At 33.5% G+C, this 18,667-nt stretch carries 14 protein-coding genes and 1 pseudogene; 14 read left to right on the forward strand and 1 reads right to left on the reverse strand.

Features of this window, described 5'->3' with window-relative positions; genetic code table 11:
• Positions 1-61 precede the first annotated feature (61 nt).
• Both CLOPA_RS26740 and CLOPA_RS04455 read left to right on the forward strand, forming a co-directional pair.
• A pseudogene (locus CLOPA_RS26740) lies at positions 62-268 on the forward strand (hypothetical protein); the annotation flags it as partial.
• Between the two features lie 185 nt (positions 269-453).
• Positions 454-1,152: a hypothetical protein gene (locus tag CLOPA_RS04455; RefSeq protein ID WP_155241862.1), complete on the forward strand. Its 699-nt coding sequence runs from the start codon at positions 454-456 to the stop codon at positions 1,150-1,152.
• A gap of 155 nt (positions 1,153-1,307) precedes the next feature.
• On the opposite strand, the gene CLOPA_RS04460 is transcribed toward CLOPA_RS04455, so the two are convergent.
• Positions 1,308-2,555: an ROK family transcriptional regulator gene (locus CLOPA_RS04460; protein WP_015614282.1), complete on the reverse strand. Its 1,248-nt coding sequence runs from the start codon at positions 2,553-2,555 to the stop codon at positions 1,308-1,310.
• 701 nt (positions 2,556-3,256) lie between these two features.
• Here CLOPA_RS04460 and hpsG point away from each other — a divergent pair.
• From hpsG to CLOPA_RS04520, 12 genes are all read left to right on the forward strand, one after another.
• Entirely contained in the window at positions 3,257-5,743 is a 2,487-nt protein-coding gene (hpsG, locus tag CLOPA_RS04465; protein ID WP_015614283.1) for a (2S)-3-sulfopropanediol dehydratase, read from the forward strand.
• 276 nt (positions 5,744-6,019) lie between these two features.
• Positions 6,020-6,952 (forward strand): (2S)-3-sulfopropanediol dehydratase activating enzyme, encoded by a 933-nt coding sequence (gene hpsH, locus CLOPA_RS04470; RefSeq protein WP_015614284.1) that lies wholly within the window; start codon positions 6,020-6,022, stop codon positions 6,950-6,952.
• 49 nt (positions 6,953-7,001) lie between these two features.
• Positions 7,002-8,279: an ABC transporter substrate-binding protein gene (locus CLOPA_RS04475; RefSeq protein ID WP_015614285.1), complete on the forward strand. Its 1,278-nt coding sequence runs from the start codon at positions 7,002-7,004 to the stop codon at positions 8,277-8,279.
• A 162-nt stretch (positions 8,280-8,441) separates the two neighbouring features.
• Complete coding sequence (locus CLOPA_RS04480; protein ID WP_015614286.1) at positions 8,442-9,395, forward strand: carbohydrate ABC transporter permease; 954 nt, start codon at positions 8,442-8,444, stop codon at positions 9,393-9,395.
• Positions 9,396-9,415: 20 nt separating this feature from the next.
• The gene (locus tag CLOPA_RS04485; RefSeq protein WP_015614287.1) at positions 9,416-10,246 is read left to right on the forward strand and encodes a carbohydrate ABC transporter permease; all 831 of its coding nucleotides are present in this window, start codon (positions 9,416-9,418) and stop codon (positions 10,244-10,246) included.
• 145 nt (positions 10,247-10,391) lie between these two features.
• Positions 10,392-10,859, forward strand: a complete 468-nt coding sequence (locus CLOPA_RS04490; protein WP_015614288.1) for an RpiB/LacA/LacB family sugar-phosphate isomerase — start codon at positions 10,392-10,394, stop codon at positions 10,857-10,859.
• Positions 10,860-11,023: 164 nt separating this feature from the next.
• On the forward strand, positions 11,024-12,142 hold the full coding sequence (locus CLOPA_RS04495; RefSeq protein ID WP_015614289.1) for an iron-containing alcohol dehydrogenase family protein: 1,119 nt from the start codon (positions 11,024-11,026) through the stop codon (positions 12,140-12,142).
• A gap of 20 nt (positions 12,143-12,162) precedes the next feature.
• A complete protein-coding gene (locus CLOPA_RS04500) occupies positions 12,163-12,987 on the forward strand; it encodes a transketolase (protein ID WP_015614290.1) in 825 nt (274 codons plus the stop codon).
• 13 nt (positions 12,988-13,000) lie between these two features.
• A complete protein-coding gene (locus tag CLOPA_RS04505) occupies positions 13,001-13,954 on the forward strand; it encodes a transketolase family protein (protein WP_015614291.1) in 954 nt (317 codons plus the stop codon).
• Positions 13,955-14,155: 201 nt separating this feature from the next.
• Positions 14,156-15,490, forward strand: a complete 1,335-nt coding sequence (locus CLOPA_RS04510; RefSeq protein ID WP_015614292.1) for an L-fucose/L-arabinose isomerase family protein — start codon at positions 14,156-14,158, stop codon at positions 15,488-15,490.
• A gap of 420 nt (positions 15,491-15,910) precedes the next feature.
• Entirely contained in the window at positions 15,911-16,588 is a 678-nt protein-coding gene (locus CLOPA_RS04515) for a DUF4867 family protein (protein ID WP_015614293.1), read from the forward strand.
• Positions 16,589-16,600: 12 nt separating this feature from the next.
• The gene (locus tag CLOPA_RS04520) at positions 16,601-18,604 is read left to right on the forward strand and encodes an alpha-glucosidase (protein ID WP_015614294.1); all 2,004 of its coding nucleotides are present in this window, start codon (positions 16,601-16,603) and stop codon (positions 18,602-18,604) included.
• Positions 18,605-18,667 lie beyond the last annotated feature (63 nt).

Raw genomic sequence — 18,667 nt, forward strand, 5'->3', positions numbered from 1 at the left:
TTCCCCAGTATAACTAGAAATTATTTATAATATATCAAATACAAAATAACAATTTCACGCCAATTACAGCATATACAACTGTGATCCTTGGTGGGATAAAATTGTAGAAGAAATTTCAAAGATAAGTGAGGAATTTAAAGAATGGTGGGAGCAGTATGATGCGCTGGACTCACCAAAAGGCAAACAGATATTTTTCATGCAAAATTACATCTTTATAAGATTAATGCTATGTAAGGATGATAGTATTCTGGAATTTTATGTGATATAATGATATTATAGACATATAAATGATAAATGGAAAGCAAATATAGTAATACATTTATTCTCTGTATAGATTAGCATTCATGAACTATTCCAATCTATAGAATATTAGAGATGGATAGAATATTAGGTGAAAAAATTATTAGCCATAAACTTTTTGTAAAAAAAATTTATATTAAAGGGATGGTAGATATGATTAATTTATTCAAGAAAAAATCATCTATATGGATTCTTGCAGTTCTTGTAGTTATTGTTTTCGTGGGAGTATTTGTTATAGTAAATGGAAAAAATCCAGATGACAAAACAAATAAAGTTTCTGCCAATGCCAATACTTCTGGTAATACTGTGTCTAATACAGGTTCATTATCTAATCAATCAACTACTACTAATAACACAAATAAAACTGTAAATACAAATTCATCACCTACTTCACAGGATGCTACACCGCCGCAGCAATCTAAGCCAATACAGCAGCCAGCTGAACAGCCAACACCTCCGAAAACAGCAGTTCAACCGCCAATTTCATCAGCATCGCAAAAATATGTTAGTAATAACTTAGGGTTCTCCATTACTTTTCCTGCTTCCTGGAAAAATAAATACAGTGTTGTAGAAGACAATAATGGATTAACTGTTTATTTTAAGCCAGTTAGTCATCCGGTAGCCGGTGCTGGTTTGCTTTTTAGAATTGTGAAGAAAACACCGAATCTTGATGAAGGTATGTTAGATACTATTAATGGTGCTAAAAGATATTTTACTGCAAAAGGTACTACTTTTGTTATAGGTAGTTCTACAGATGTAAATTTTCCTGAAAATAATCCAGAGTTTGGTACCTATAGACAACTTTCTAGTGAAAGCGCATCTGTTATAAATACTATTGAAAATACAAAGTGAGTTTAAAATTTATATTATTATTTTAAACCAGTAAACTGTTCAATCCAAGGATATGTGTAGTACTATCTTTTATTGGGTATACTTTTTGTAATATAATGATACTTCAAATTGTATTAGAGCTGCATGAAATGTATTTCATGCAGCTATTTTTGGAACTAATTTACTGATTCAAGCAAAGCCTTTCCACCTTCATCGTAGAAAAATTTTCTTAATGCCAGAGCTACACCACCTAAAAATTTATATTCAAACTCTATGCTGCTAACATTTATAATATCAGGCAAACTATCATTACCTGCAACTTCTTTTAAATATAATTTTAATTTGTCTAGGAAGAAATTATATTTAAAGGCTTCACCATAAAGAACCACTTGTTTGGGATCATACAGGGTAATAGCTGTAGATAGAGCTACAGCAAAATAAAAAGTAGCTTCATCAAGAATAACATCTACGTTTTTATCTCCATTTTGATAGCTTTCAATAATATGAAGTAAATTTATATTTTCAGACTTTCCTTCAGTAATTTTATGGAGAAAAGGGGCTTTATCTTTAGAAAAAATTTTTTTAGTTTTAACCAGAATTGCATTTGGGGAAGCTACTGTTTCCAGACAACCTCTTTTACCACATTTACATAATTCTCCAGGATGTTTGACTATTATATGGCCCAGTTCTCCAGCATTATTATTGCTGCCCTCATATATTTCATTATTAATAACGATGGCTGTTCCTATTCCGGGACCATATTTAACGAATATCATATTGTTCTCAATAGTTTCAGAGGATTTAAAATCTATTTCAGCCATAGCCAAAGCCCGTACATTGTTATCAACACATACTGGAATATTAAGCTGTTGCTCAAGAAGCTCTTTTATTGGCATATTTTTTTCGAAAATACCATAAGCGTTTTTGCTCATGCCTTTTAATGCGTCTACAGAGCCAATAATTCCAACTCCTAATCCTAAGATATCCTGTCTCTTCACATTGTTTTTCCAAAACAAATTAATACAAGTATCACTTATAAGCTTTAAAATATTAAGTGTGGATTTACTGATTTTTTGAGAAATATCAAACTGTTTACTATCTAAAATTTGCCCCTTTAAATTGCAAAGTCCTATACTGAGACTTTCACTTTCAATGGAAACGCCTACAACATATTTTGAATCATAATTTATATCTATTAGTACTTTTTTTCTTCCTGCTCTTTTATTGGATTCTATTTGCTGACCTCTTTCAGTAATAATTCCTTCTTCTTTCATTTCATTTGTTATTATAGTTACTGCAGCCGGAGTCAGGTTAATTATATTTGATATATCTATACGTGGAAGAGCACCGTGATTTTTTATGGTCATTAATATTTGCTTTCTATTCTTTTTCTTTAAGTCTAAAAAATTAATGCCTTTTTCCATTATAAAACTCCATTTCATAAAAAATTAATTATAAAGCTTTTTATCAGTTATGCTGAGAAAAAGCAACATTAATTCTTAATTTTTAAATATATAGTTAGACTATCATCAATAGTTTTTAAAGTCAATAATTAATAATTTTAATTAATACACAAATATGAAGATGTAATAAAATTAAATTAAGATATTAAATTTATATGATAACTAGCCGTTGTAATATGTATATACTAGAGAAAGCCATAGCATTGCCACATCCTTAAACAATTCATATGAACCTGGTATTAATGCAAACTTACATTACATAATAATCATTGAAATTATGTAATTTATAAATATCATATGATTAATCAATATAAGAGAAACTAATTAGAAAATTTAGATGAAAAATGAAATAATTTTAATTAATTAAAACTATTAATTAATTATTGACACTGAAAAATATCTGTGCTACTATTAATTAAACATATAGGAATAGTATATAAATGAGGCTGATCAGAAATACTGAAGGTTAAATTTATTTTAGAGAAGAATTACATTAATATTTTTACTTCAAAAAGTAGTGATTTTTATATGTTAGAATTAAATATTTTATAAATCAATCTAAAGTAAAAAGCATTGAATCTATATAGATTATTGAATTTCACATCATATGCACAAAACGGAAATATTAAAGATTTACTAAAATTAGTCAGGAGGAGATTACTATGTCAACAACTTATTCAGTTTTGTCACCCCAAGAAGAAAGAATACAGGAAGAACTCCAAGGTAAACATAAAATCTATGGCAGAAAAAGATCCTACGAAATATTAGATAGCTTCCAAAATACCCGTCCTCGTATTGATGTGGAAAGAGCAAAATATTTTACAGAGTCCTTTAGAGAAACTGAGGGGGAACCTCTTGTTCTAAGATGGTCAAAGGCACTAAAACATATAGCTGAAAACATAACTATTTACATTGAAGATAATCAGCTTATTGTGGGAAGATCAGGTTATGAAGGCAGATACGGAATACTTTATCCTGAACTTGATGGGGACTTCTTGGATCTAGCTATTGAGGAACTTCCAAAAAGAACTAAGTCTCCTTTTGATATTTCAAAAGAAGATGCTGACATCATAGTAAAAGACATTGCACCTTACTGGAAGGGTAAGACTTTTCATGAGGATTTAGCTAAGGCACTGCCAAAGGAAACAGTAAAGTTTACATACGATCCAAAGGATTCTCTAAAATCAAGATTTATTGTAAATGAAACTGCATCTTTTCGTTCATCCATACAGTGGGTTCATGACTATGAAAAGGTACTTAAAAGGGGATTTAAGGGAATAAAAGAAGATGCGGAAAAACAACTGAAAGCTCTTGATCCGCTTAGTCCTGTAGACAGTATGGAAAAAGAACCTTTCCTTAAGGCTATAATTACTGTGAGCGAAGCTATTATACTATGGTCTAAGAGACATGGAAAATTAGCTGATGAATTAGCACTTAAAGAAACTGATGCCAAGAGAAAAAAAGAATTAGAGGAAATAGCAGAAAGATGCAGCTGGGTTCCAGAAAATCCTGCACGTAATTTCCGTGAAGCAGTACAATCTCAGTGGTTTACGCAAATGTTTTCAAGAATAGAACAAAAGACAGGTACAGTTATTTCTAACGGCAGAATGGATCAGTATTTATATCCTTATTATAAGAAAGATATAGAAGATGGTACATTAACAGATGAGGGTGCAATTGAATTATTAGAATGTGTATGGGGAGCTATGGCTCAGTTTATTGATCTTTATATTTCTCCAACAGGAGGAGCTTTTAATGAAGGTTATGCACATTGGGAGGCTGTTACCATTGGAGGACAAACAAAGAATGGAGTGGATGCTACCAATGAGCTTACCTATTTGTTTTTACAATCAAAAAGGGAATTTCCTTTAAATTATCCTGACCTTGCAGCAAGGATTCATGCAAGATCACCTGAAAGATATTTATATGAAGTAGCAGAAACCATAAAAGATGGTTCAGGTTTTCCAAAACTAATAAATGATGAAGAAGTTGTACCATTACTTCTTGCTAAAGGTGCTAAATTTGAAGAAGCTTATGACTATGCAGTATCTGGCTGTGCAGAATGCAGAATGCCAAACAGAGATACTTATACAAGTCCTTGTGCTTATATTAATTTTGCAGCTGCGGTAGAAATGGTACTTTATAATGGTAAAATGAAACTTTATGGAGATGAAACTATAGGACTTGAAACTGGAGATCCAAGAAATTTCACCACCTGGGAAGAATTCTGGAAGGCATACCTGGCTCAGCAGACAAACTTCTTAAAACATGCTTTTATTCAGCAGCATGAAATAATCAATTTAAGACCCAAACACTTTGCTGCTCCTATGGGATCAGCATTACATGACCTATGCATGAAGAATCTTAAGGATCTTCATACTCCTAAAATAGAAGGTGGGATTGATCTTGGATACTTTGAATTTATAGGCTATGGTACAGTTATAGATTCTCTAGCAGCAATTAAAAAGCTTGTATTTGAAGATAAAAGAATTACAATGGAAAAATTAATAGAAGCTGTAGAAAATAATTTTGAAGGCTACGAAGTAATAAGACAGATGCTTATCAATGCACCAAGCTATGGAAACAATGATTCCTATGCAGACTCTATAGCTAAAGCATTAGACTTAGAAGCTCTTAAATTCACAGAAAAATATTCTGAGGAACTAGGTGTACATCTTGATTTAAGATATGTACCATTTACCTCCCATGTACCATTTGGAAAGGTAGTTAGTGCCACTCCAAACGGAAGAAAGGCTTATACACCACTGGCTGATGGTTCTTCTGCCTCCCATGGAGCTGATGTGAATGGACCTACAGCGGTACTTCTGTCAAACTTTACATCTAAGAACTACAGTCACAGAGAAAGAGCAGCAAGACTTTTAAATGTAAAATTAAGTCCTGCCTGCGTGGAAGGAAACAGTGGAAGTGAAAAGCTGGTATCCTTTATAAGAACCTGGTGTGATTTAAAATTGTGGCATCTTCAATTTAATATTATAAATAAACAGACCCTTCTGGATGCACAAAAGGAGCCTGAAAAATACCGCAATCTATTGGTAAGAGTTGCAGGTTACAGTGCTTATTTTACAGATCTTTCACCAGATTTACAGAATGATATAATAGCAAGAACTGAACATGAAAATTTAGGTTAGGTATTTAAATATATAATAAGTTAGATGCCGGTTTATTTTTGAACTGGATTAAGTTTTTTAAAAGCTTTGGATAATCCAAAATCATGGATAAAGAACTAAGTATTTCTCTGATAAAAAATCAGTATCTTTAACTTGTTATCTTAGTATTTAAATTACTATAAATAAAAACTGGTTCCTTTGTATTCAAGTTACTACTTGTATATGTGTGTTTAAAGTACTACCGAGAAAAACATACTTAATAAGTATGTATACATAGAAATCTTTTGGAGGAATAGAATGATTGAAAGTAAGCAGTGTGATAAGAGCAAACAGGGATATGTGTTCAATATACAGTCCTATTCTGTTCATGATGGTCCTGGTATTAGAACAATTGTTTTTTTAAAAGGATGTCCTCTGAAATGTAGATGGTGCAGTAATCCAGAATCACAAAAAAGTGAACTGGAGCTTGCTTATAACAGCTGTAAATGTATATTAAGCAGTGGCTGCACTGAATGTTTAAGTTTATGCAGTAATGATGAAATTAGAAAGACAGAGTGCAATGAAATTATAATTGACAGAAATATAGACATAGACCCCAATATTTTTGCAGATGCCTGTCCATCAAAAGCGCTATCTGTTTACGGTAAATTAATGACTGTGGAGGAAGTTTTAAAGTTAGTTGAAAAAGACAGTGTATTCTATGCAAGATCCGGAGGAGGGTTAACTATCAGTGGTGGAGAACCCTTAAGCCAACCTGAATTTACCATTGAACTTCTTAAGGCTGCAAAAAAACGCAGAATGAATACAGCCATAGAAACCTGTGGATATACTAATTGGAGTAATTTAGAACAGGTTGCAGAATTTTTAGATACAATTTTGTTTGATATAAAATCTGTGAATAAAGATAAGCATTTAGAATTCACCAAGGCATCTAATGAACTAATATTAGATAATTTTATTAAGCTGTGTGAAAAATTTCCCAAACTTAATAAATTGGTGAGAACTCCAGTGATTCCAGGTTTTAATGATTCAGAAGAAGATATAGAGGAAATAGTTAATTTTCTTAAAGGCAAGCCAAACGTAAGTTATGAACTTTTAGCTTATCATCGTCTTGGTGAACCTAAGTATGAATATATAGACAGGCAGTATCCTATGGATGAGGTGAAACTTGATATGGAGAAAATGAAAAAGCTTAAGGTTATAGCGGAGACTATTAATAGTATTAAATAATTAAAAAATTATAAAAATCAATATAATAAATAAATTTAGGGGGATAAATATGAAAAAAAGAAAAATAATCATCTCTTTATTAGCAGGTATATTGGGAGTTAGTACACTGCTAGCAGGTTGTGGACAACAGAGTTCCAGTGAAAAATCAGATCCAAATCAACCAGTTACTATAGTTTGGAAGAGAGGTCAGGATGCAACTCCTGCTGCTGCAAAAATAGTTGAAGCCTTTGAAAAGAAATATCCTAATATAAAAGTTAAAATTGAGAATTTACCTTCAACTTCAACAGAACAGCATAATGTTTATACAACTGCATTATCTACAGGAGATGACAGCATAGACGTAGTTACAATGGATGTAGTATGGGCAAGCGAATTTTCATCTGCAGGTTGGCTTCTTCCACTAGATAAATATTTTACTAAAGATGAGCAAAAGGGGTTTTTCCCTGGAAATATTGCTTCTGTAAAATATAAGGATAATATTTATGGAGTTCCATTCTCTACAGATGCAGGAGTATTGTTTTATAGAAAAGATTTAATTCCTACACCTCCAAAAACCTGGGATGACTTAATAAAGATAAGTAAAGATAACATAGGTAAAAATGGTATAACTCAGGGAATATTATTTCAGGCATTTCAAAATGAAGCAATAGTTTGTAATGCTGCTGAATTTATATTTGGTAATGGAGGAAATATTCTTGACAGTAAAGGAAAGGTTGTAATTGATTCACCTAAGTCAATTGCTGGAATAAAAATAATGAAAAGTCTTATAGATGAGAATGTTGCACCTAAAGGTGTAGTTACATATAAGCCACAGGATTGTACAGATCAATTTGTACAGGGAAAGACTTTATTTATGAGAAACTGGCCACTTAATTATACAAGTGTAAATGCAGACGGATCAGCAGTTAAAGGAAAGGTAGGCATAGTACCTATGCCAATGGGCCCAGACGGAACTGAAGCAGGAGCTACTTTAGGTGGATGGAATCTTGGTATAAACAAGAATTCAAAGCATCCTGAAGAGGCTTGGAAATTTATTCAGTTTGTTACAAGTGAAGAAGGACAGAAGATAAATGCTATTGAAGGTTCATACATGTCTACAAGGGAAAGTTTGTATTCTGATAATGATGTATTAGCTAAGTCCCCACAATATAAAGACTTATTACCTATATTAAAGGTTGCAAAACCAAGACCGATTTCTCCATATTATGCAAAGATATCAGATGCACTGCAGGTTAATTTGCATAAAGCAGTTACTGGTGAAGTTCCTGTAGATAGTGCAGTGAAAGAGGCTGCAAAGGAATTGAATGACATAATAAGTAATAAATAAAAAATAAAAAATTAAAGAGACTATACTAAAATTTCATATAGATAATTTATCTAATTTAGGTATAAAAAACAAAGTCTTAATGATTTGATTTATTGATAATATAAAGATAGATAACACAACTTTGGTATAGTCTCTAAAAAAATAATATGGAGGAATTATAGAATGAGTCAATTAACAGAAAATGTTGAAACTACAGTTACTCCTGATATTACTAATAATAAAAAAAATAGACATAAAAAGGATTATTCTGAAAAAAGATTGGGATATTTAATGGTAGCACCAGCATTGATTATAATAATTCTCATTGCAGTATATCCTATAATAAAAACCTTTTGGAACAGTTTCTTTGATATGCAGCTTCAGAATCCAGATGCAACCAAATTTATCGGAGCAAAAAATTATATAAAAATGCTTGCAGATCCGGTTATTTGGCAGAGTTTATGGAATACTTTTTATTTTACTTTTTTTTCAGTAATAATTGAGCTGGCTTTAGGGTTTGTGCTGGCACTTATTATGAATAGCAATTTTAGAGGGAAAGGAATAGTGAGAACTTCCATACTTATTCCTTGGGCTATACCAGGTATTATAGTTGCTTTGATGTGGCAATTTATGTTCAATGATAAATTAGGTGTAATAAATGAAATACTTATGAATCTGCATATAATTAAAACTCCAATAGTATGGCTTGGAACCAAGGGATATGCTATGTGGGCTGTAATAATAGCTGACGTTTGGAAACAGTTGCCATTTATGGCTTTAATGCTTTTGGCAGGACTTCAGATTGTTCCGGAAGAACTTTATGAAGCAGCCGATGTAGACGGAGCCAGCTATTTTGGAAAATTTTGGAGAATAACTTTACCTTACATAAAGAATGTAGTCATTGTTGTATTGCTCTTTAGGATTATCGGAGCTCTTAGAATATTTGATACCATATATGGAATGACTGCGGGAGGTCCTGGAAACTCAACGGTATCCATTATAATGTATGCATATAAACAGCTATTTAATAATTTGGATATTGGTTATGGTTCAGCAGTTGCAATGTTATCCTTTGTCTTAATATTTATATTATGTTTAGCTTATCTTAAACTTTTGGGTTCTAAAAATGAAGATTAAAAGTACGGGGAGGATTAAAGATGAATACTAAAATCAGAAATAAGATATTTTTTACAATATTAGTAGCTTTGGTAATTATAGTATTGCTTTTTCCGGTTTACTGGCAATTTATCATATCTATTAGAAGTTCTGCACAATTAAACAGTTCGGATATGAGTTTACTTCCAAATGGAATACATCTGGAAAATTATATATACATTTTTACTCAAACCAAGTTTTTAAATTATATGTTAAATAGTTTTATAGTTTCTATGGCTACAACGGTAATAAGCTTAGTTATAGGTCTATTTTGTTCTTATGCAGTAGCAAGGCTTAATATAAAGGGTAAAAATTTTATATTGGCTTTCGTGCTTTCAGTATCGATTTTCCCTGGAATAGCTTTGGTTAGTCCACTATTCGTAATGTTTAAAAAAATATCCTTACTTAATACCTATTGGGGATTAATACTTCCCTATATTACCTTTGCTCTTCCTCTTGCCATTTGGAATCTTCAAGCTTTTTTCAAGGATATACCTAAAGAGGTAGATGAATCTGTAAAAATTGATGGAGCATCGCCTTTCATAATATTTTTAAAAATAATAATGCCCCTTGTCACACCTGGAATATTTACTACTTTTATAATGGTTTTTATAACAGCATGGAATGAATTCCTATTTGGACTCATTTTTGCTACAAATGGAGATATGAGAACTGTACCAGTAGGTATAATTATGCTTCAGGGAGAATACAACGTACCTTGGGGTCAGATATCAGCAGCATCTATTATAATAACAGTTCCAGTTATAGTTATGGTATTAATTTTTCAAAGAAGAATTATATCCGGTATTACAAGCGGGGCAGTCAAAAGCTAATTTTTTAGCTGAAAGTGAGTTTTACTCATTAACCAGTGAAAGCTTTTCATCAGGCTCACGAGGTGAAAAAGTGAAAGATTGCCGCGGTGCGCCAAGGTGAAAGATTTAACCAAAAATAAAGTATAAAAAATTGGAGGGTTTATTTATGAAAATAATAATTGGTTCTGACAAATCAGGTTTCACTCTTAAGGAAGCTATAAAGGAGCATTTAAGTTCTATAGGTTACCAGGTTTCAGATGTGGGTACAAAAGACATCAACGAACCACTTCCATATTTTAAAGTTGCTCCTATAGTTGCTAAAGCTATTCAAGATAAAGAATTTGAAAAGGGTATATTAATTTGCGGCACAGGTATGGGAATGTCCATAGTTGCCAATAAGCATAAGGGAGTTTATGCAGCTGTAGTGGAAAGTGTCTATGGAGCTAAGAAATCTCGTGCAATAAATAATGCCAATGTACTTACACTGGGCGGTTGGATAATAGCTCCGGAACTTGGTTTAGATATAGTAGATAGCTTTTTAAATACTGAATTTACAGAGGGACTTGAAGAATGGAGACAGGAATTTTTGAAAAATGCCTATAAAGAAGTTAAGGGAATAGAAGAGAAGCTATAGTTAAGTGTTATTTAATCTTGTATATTAAAGCAATGATTCAGAAAATAAGAATTAATATCGACTTAAGTTCGATAAGTAGTATTTTAAGGATTAACAAGGAGAAATAATTCTGAAGAAAGGAAGTATAATGAGATTGTTAGATACTCATTATGCAATAAGAGATTATGGATTGGTTTTATAAACAGCCTGTAAAGATAATATTTGGAATTGATAAGGTTAAAGATCTATACAACATTCTTAAAGATTTAAATTATAAAAATGGACTTCTAGTGTGTGGTCCCAGCTTTGCTGAAAATGGAGCAGCAGAAAAGATTTTAGACTATTCTAAAGGATTAATAACTAAAATTTTTTCTAATATTGTACCAAACCCTACAGTAGATAATGTAGATAATTGTGCAGATGTTATAAGAAAGAATAACATTGGATTTGTATTAGCTCTTGGAGGAGGAAGTCCTATAGACTGTGCCAAAGCAGCGGCAAGTCTATGTAAAACTGAGGATTCTATAGTGCTTTATCATAATCAGGAAAAGAAGTTTGGAAAAGAACATATTCCACTTATAGCTGTACCAACTACCTCTGGAACGGGAAGTGAGGTTACAGCGGTTTCCGTGCTTACTAATCCTCATATTGGGAGGAAAGCACCTCTTGCCAGTGAAAATTTTTATCCTGAATATGCCATTGTGGATCCCACATTAACTTTAACTGTGCCAAAACAGATAACAGCCTCTACAGGCCTTGATGTGTTATCCCATGCCCTTGAAGGTTTTTGGAGTAAGGATCATCAGCCAATTTGCGATGCTTTGGCACTGCATGCAGCTTCTTTGGTTTTTAAATATTTAGAAAAGGCTTATATAAATGGTGAAGATATAGAAGCAAGAGAAAAGATGAGTGAGGCCAGTTTAATTGCAGGACTTGCTTTTGGCCTTCCAAAGACCACAGGTTCCCATGCCTGTTCTTTTCCACTGACTAATATATACAAACTGCCCCATGGAGAAGCCTGTGCCTTTACCTTAGATTATTTTACCAGGATAAATGCTGAGGCTGAAGATGGCAGAGTGAATGATTTTGCCAAACAATTGGGTTTTAAGGATGCCAATGATATGGCAGACAGAATTAAAGAACTAAAGTTTTCAATGAACATGAAAGTAAGTTTACAGGATGCAGGAATAAGGGATGAAGAGGTTGAGACACTTGCAGAACTTAGTATTCATCCTAATTTATTAAATAATCCGGTGAAAATGGAAAAAAAAGATTTGATTGAGATGTTTAGAAGTTTTAAGTGAAATTTTTGGAGGTTTGTAATATGAATGAGAGTGAAAATAACTTTTTAATAGAAAAAAGTAAACATATAAGAAGACTTACTGTAGATGAAATTGGTACTTTGGGAATTGGACATATTGGTGGTTCTCTATCTATAGTGGATGTGCTGGTTGTTCTATACTATAAACATATGAATATTGATCCAGGTAATCCCAAAAAAGAAGCCAGAGACAGATTTGTGTTATCAAAGGGACATGCAGGTCCAACACTATATTCCATTCTTGCAGATAAAGGCTACTTTCCACTAGAAGAACTTCATACTTTAAATCAGCCTGGGACTAATTTGCCAAGCCATTGTGACATGCTGAGAACTCCTGGTATTGATATGACAACAGGATCTTTAGGTCAGGGCCTATCCTGTGCAGTGGGTATGGCAAAGGCTTCAAAAATAAAGAAAGACAGTGCATATATTTATGCTGTGGTTGGAGATGGAGAGAGTCAGGAAGGGCAGATCTGGGAAGCAGCTATGCTTGCTTCACAATTAAAATTGAACAATTTAATTGCCTTCACTGATTACAATAAATTGCAGATAGACGGTGAGGTAAAGGATATAAATAATCTGGACTCTTTACAGGATAAATGGAAAGCCTTTGGATGGAATGTTATTAATGTAGCTGATGGTCATGATGTAAAAGAAATAGATACTGCTGTTATAGAAGGAAAAAAATCTATGAAAAAACCTACAATGATTATCTTAAATACAATAAAAGGTAAAGGTGTTTCCTTTGTAGAGGACAAAGGGGCAGCTAATCACAATATGCCTTTTGGTGAAGAGGATAAAATAAAAGCGCTTCAGGAGCTAAATTAGGAGGGGAATTTATATGTATGAAGATGTGGAAGTAAGACAGGTACTTGGAAATACTTTGGATAAAATAATGGAGAAGGATGATAGGATAGTAGTATTAGATGCAGATTTAGCCAAAGCTAACGGAACTATTTCGCTGAGAGAAAAGTATCCTGAAAGAGCCTTTGATATTGGTATAGCAGAGCAGAATATGACTTCAGTAGCTGCTGGCATGGCAGCTTACGGAATGATTCCCTTTATAGGTACATTTACTCCTTTTGCCAGCAGGAGAATATGTGATCAGATAACAATATCAGTTTGCTATGCAAATAGAAATGTAAAAATACTTGGAACAGACCCGGGGATTGCAGCAGAACTAAATGGTGGTACACACATGAGTTTTGAGGATATTGGAGTTTTGAGAAGTATTCCCAATATAGTAATTTATGAAGTAGTAGATGCTGTTCAGCTTGAAAAAGCATTACCTAAAATAATTAATTATGAGGGACCTGTATATATAAGAATGTTTAGAAAAGTTGCTCCTGTAGTATTTGATGAAAACTATGAATTTGATCTATTTAAAGCAGATCTAATTAAAGAAGGAGCAGATGTAAGTATCTTTGCCACAGGAATAATGGTGAAGGAAGCTATTGAAGCAGAAAAAATATTAAGACAGGAAAATATAAATGCTGAAGTAATAAATATACACACCATTAAGCCAATAGACAGAGAAGCTGTAATAAAATCTGCACAAAAGACAGGGGCAGTAGTAACCTGTGAAAATCACAATATAATTGGAGGACTTAGAAGTGCCGTAGCGGAGGTATTAATAGAAGAAAATCCTGTACCTGTTAAGACAATAGGAATAAAAGATCATTTTGGAGAGGTTGGCTTTACTCCTTATCTATTAGAAAAGTATGGAATGACAAAAGAACATATAGTTAAGGCGGCAAAAGAAGTTATAAGTAAAAAATCTGGTTGTATGGTCTAAAACATCCATACTGTTAATCTGAGGCTTTGAGTTGGAATATTACATCAAGCAATAAGACGTATTAATCTCAAAGTAAGTTTTCATTTTCATTAGAATTGAAAAAACTTATTTAAAGTTTTGTATTATGACCATACAAAATCAGCTATGTCAAGGGGCTTAATGCCTTGAACATTAGATATTTACAACGGGAGATGTTTACGTATGAATATAAAAATAGCATTTTTCTCACTTGCTCGTACTACCTTTTTTATGCCCAGTGCTGAGGAGAATTTTAAAAAATCCTGTGATATGTTGAAGGGAATCTTCAATAATATAAGTATACCAGAAGAGCTGCTTACTTCTCCAGAAATGCTGAGCGAATTCGCAGATACTCTGCCGCAGCAGGATTTAATTATCTATCAATGCAGTACCTTTGTAGGGGGGGAGTTTGTTACTGAACTAACTCGACGTTTTAATTGTCCTATAGTTGTTTGGGCTGTAAGGGAGCCTTCTATTGATGGAGGACGCTTAAAGCTTAACTCTTTAACGGGAGCATTTTCTGCTGGTAACAGCATACGTATGCAGGGGCATCAGCATGAATTTGTTTTTGGAAATCCAGAGGAAGAGACTGTTATTACGAAATTGCGTAAAATTGGCAGTGCAGTGGAAATGACTAAAAAATTAAGGAATCTAGTTATAGGAGTAATAGGTTCACAGCCACAGGGTTTTGGCTTCGGTAATATAGATGAGGCTAAACTATCAGGTACCTTTGGCACTAGAATTGTGAGGACAGAGGCTGCAAGTATAATGAATAAGGCTTCTACTTATAGTAATGAGGAAATTGCTAAAGCTTTAGACGAGCTAAAGTCTCGTACAGAAGGCTATGATAAAATGCCAGAGGAAAATTTGCAAAAATATGCTAGACTGCGCAGATCCTATGAAGACTTTATAGAAGAAACAGGAGCCGGTGCAGTGGCATCCCGCTGCTGGCCAGATTTTTTTACAGGCTTTGGAGCGCCGGTTTGTGCTGTACTCTCCATGTTAAATGATAACGGTATTGCCGCTTCCTGTGAAACAGATATTGGCGGTGTGATAAGTATGTTTATTGGTGCCGGTTTTAGTGGGGAGGCAACCTATTTTGGTGATCCGGTAGCAGTGGACGAAAAATGTGACAGCATAGTTTACTGGCACTGCGGAGCTGGGGCAAGCACTCTTGCAAATGATAAAGAAGGCTCTAAACTAGGTGTTCATCCAAATCGTAAGATTGGACCAACTATGGAGTTTGGTCTTAAAAGCGGTGGAGTTACTGTATTAAGACTTGGAAAAGATAGAGATGGTTTTCGCATGTTTATTTTTAAAGGAGAAGCTTTAGAAGAGCCACAAAAGTTTTTTGGTACTTCTGTAACCGTAAGACCAGAAGGAGGAAAGGCTGCTGAAAAGATAGCAGAATTTGTTAGAGATGGCTGGGAGCCTCATTTTGTGGTTGCCTATGGTGATGTGACGGAAGAGATTAAGACTATGTGTAGTTTATTAGGCATTAAAGTTTTAAAGTATTAATAATAAAAGTTTCAAACATTAATAAAATATTCAATAATGTTTGTTTGCATTTTGTGTTGGAATATCAATTATATGAGTTTCAACCCATTTTATGTTTTGAAAATTACTATAACCACCACTCTTTTAGCAGGTGGTTATCAGTTTGTCCTATAATTAGCTGCTGTAAATTCTGTTTATCCGATGACTACCCACCCTAATACTCCCACCTTCTTCAAATTGGGAGTAAAGAGTGGCTACGTCCCTGGATAACGACTTCTAACCATCAGAGGTCATAAACAAAAACTCCACCTGATGCCAAGAATTCTGTTTATCAAAAAGTGGAGATGAGCAACTTCAGAAACTAGGTATTCATGTAAATTTAGTAGGATGAGTACAAGCTTCTGCTAAGTAATATTTATTGATACATGGGGGAAAATAATAATGGATTTAAAACAATTGATAGAGACAAATAACCGTATAAATATTAAAGATATTCAGGATAAAGCCTTTACTAGATATGGGGAAATAATAGATGATTATGATTTTAATGAGTTAACTAAATATATGGAGGAAAAGACACAAATACCCTCTGAAGGAAATATTTATATAGCTTCAGTTAGTGAAATGGAAAATACAAAAATAAGAGAAGAATTAGAAAATGAATTCTATGGTGAAATACCTATAGAAATAGGTTATTGTAATGGAAGTAATTCAACTTTAAATGGTCTTGAATATCATAAGGGCAGCGAGATAAATGTGGCTGTTACGGATATGGTGCTGCTCCTTGGGCAATTAAAAGATGTAAATAATAATAAATATGATTCCAGCAAGGTTGAAGCTTTCTTTGTTAAAAAGAGTACAGCAATACAGCTATATGAAACTACATTACATTTTGGCCCTTGCAAAACTTCAAAGGATGGCTTTAAATGTATAGTGATATTAATTAAAGGAACTAATGAGCCTTTAAGAGAAGCTACATTAAAACATAACAGAGATATACTTTTATTTGCAAAAAATAAATGGCTTTTAGCTCATCCGGAAAGAAAACTTCTTATTGAAAAAGGAGCCTATGCTGGAATAATTGGTGAGAATATTGAGATAAGATTTCAAAATGATTAGGAGATTCAATAAATGGAGTTTATTAAGATAGAAAATGGATTTAGTATACTGGTTAATGGTAAGAAAATAATTACTCATACTCTTGAAAGACCATGGATATATGCAGGAAAGGGAGAGGCCACCTATGATATGTTTCGTGGTAATTTTAAAATAAAAGACTATTTAATAGAAAAGGTAGCTCTTGATGATTTTGAAGTCTATAAGAATGTTGATGGAGTAATAGTTACTTTTTCTAAAAGAGGACTTAATTCTTTAAAGGTTTTATTTACAGTAGAAGATGAAAGAACAGTAGTTAAATTTTTAGAAAATCCTGATAAACTAAATAGGCTTTGGCTGAGGATAGATGCTGAGAAGGAAGAACATATATATGGATGTGGAGAACAATTTTCAGATTTTGATTTAAGAGGAAAGAATTATCCGCTGTGGACTTCTGAGCAAGGTGTTGGGAGAAATAAAAATACTTATATAACTTTTAAGGCTGATGAACGTGGCAATGCTGGAGGGGATTATTATACTACATTTTTCCCACAGCCTACCTTTGTATCCAGCAGAAAATACTATTGCCATGTAGACAGCAGCGTCTATATGGATTTTGATTTTAGTCATGAGGAGTTTCATGAACTGCAAATATGGGGTGTGCCAGAGAAATTGATTTTCGAAACAGGGGAAACCTATGTGAAATTAGTGGGAAAATTAACCGGACTCCTTGGAAAACAGCCAGAACTTCCTGAATGGGTTTATGAGGGTGTATGGCTTGGTATTCAAGGCGGAACAGAAGTAGTATTAAATAAATTGGAAAATGCTCTACAAAAGGGACTAAAAGTAGGCGGTATATGGGCTCAGGATTGGGAAGGAATAAGAATGACCTCCTTTGGAAAGCGGCTTATGTGGAACTGGCAGTGGAATAAAGAATTATACCCAAAGCTGGATGTGAAAATAAAGGAACTTAGAGAAAGAGGAATAAGATTTTTAGGTTATATAAATCCTTATATTGCTGTAGAAGGTGATTTATTTAAGGAAGCCAGTAAAAGAGGATATTTAGCTAAGAATAATAATAATGAAGATTACTTGGTGGAATTTGGAGAGTTTTATGCAGGAGTAGTGGATTTTACCATACCTGAAGCCTGTGAATGGTATAAGGGTGTAATCAAAAAAGAAATGATTGATTTTGGACTTTCTGGATGGATGGCTGATTTTGGTGAATATCTGCCAACAGATGTTATTTTAAACAATGGAGTCAGTGCTGAAATAATGCATAATGCATGGCCTGCTATATGGGCGAAGATAAATAGAGAAGCAGTAGAAGAGGCAGGAAAGCTTCAGGATGTTACATTCTTCATGAGAGCAGGTTATACAGGAAGTCAAAAATACTGCACAATGATGTGGGCAGGGGATCAAAATGTGGATTGGAGTTTGGATGATGGACTAGCTTCTGTAATTCCAGCAGCATTATCCCTAGGAATGACAGGATGGGGACTTCATCACAGTGATATTGGAGGCTATACTACTCTATTTGAAATGAAGAGAACAAAAGAATTATTTATGAGATGGGCTGAAATGGCTACCTTTACTGCAATAATGAGAACTCACGAAGGCAATAGACCAAAGGATAACTGGCAGTTCGATTCAGATAAGGAAACGCTGCAGCATTTTGCAAAGATGAGCAGAATATATACTACTTTAAAACCATACACTAAAGCTCTGGTAAAGGAGAATTCAGAAACTGGAGTGCCTGTACAAAGACCTCTATTTATGCATTATGAACAGGATAAAAGGGCTTATGATATTAAATATGAATATTTATATGGAAGAGATATATTAGTGGCACCAGTTTATGAACCAGGTAAAGCTGTCTGGAAGGTATATCTTCCAGAAGATGAATGGGTGCATCTGTGGACTGGTGATGTATATAGGGGTGGAGAGATAGAAGTTGATGTACCACTTGGTAAACCGGCTGTATTTTACAGGAAAGCTTCTAAATATGTTGAGGTGTTTAAGGCGTTGACGGAGATTTAATTCACCCCAGAGGCGAATTAAGGACAGAAATTAAAAATATACATAAATTACTCCACTGGGGTA

It is taken from the genome of Clostridium pasteurianum BC1, assembly GCF_000389635.1.
Taxonomy (GTDB): Bacteria; Bacillota; Clostridia; order Clostridiales; family Clostridiaceae; genus Clostridium_I; species Clostridium_I pasteurianum_A.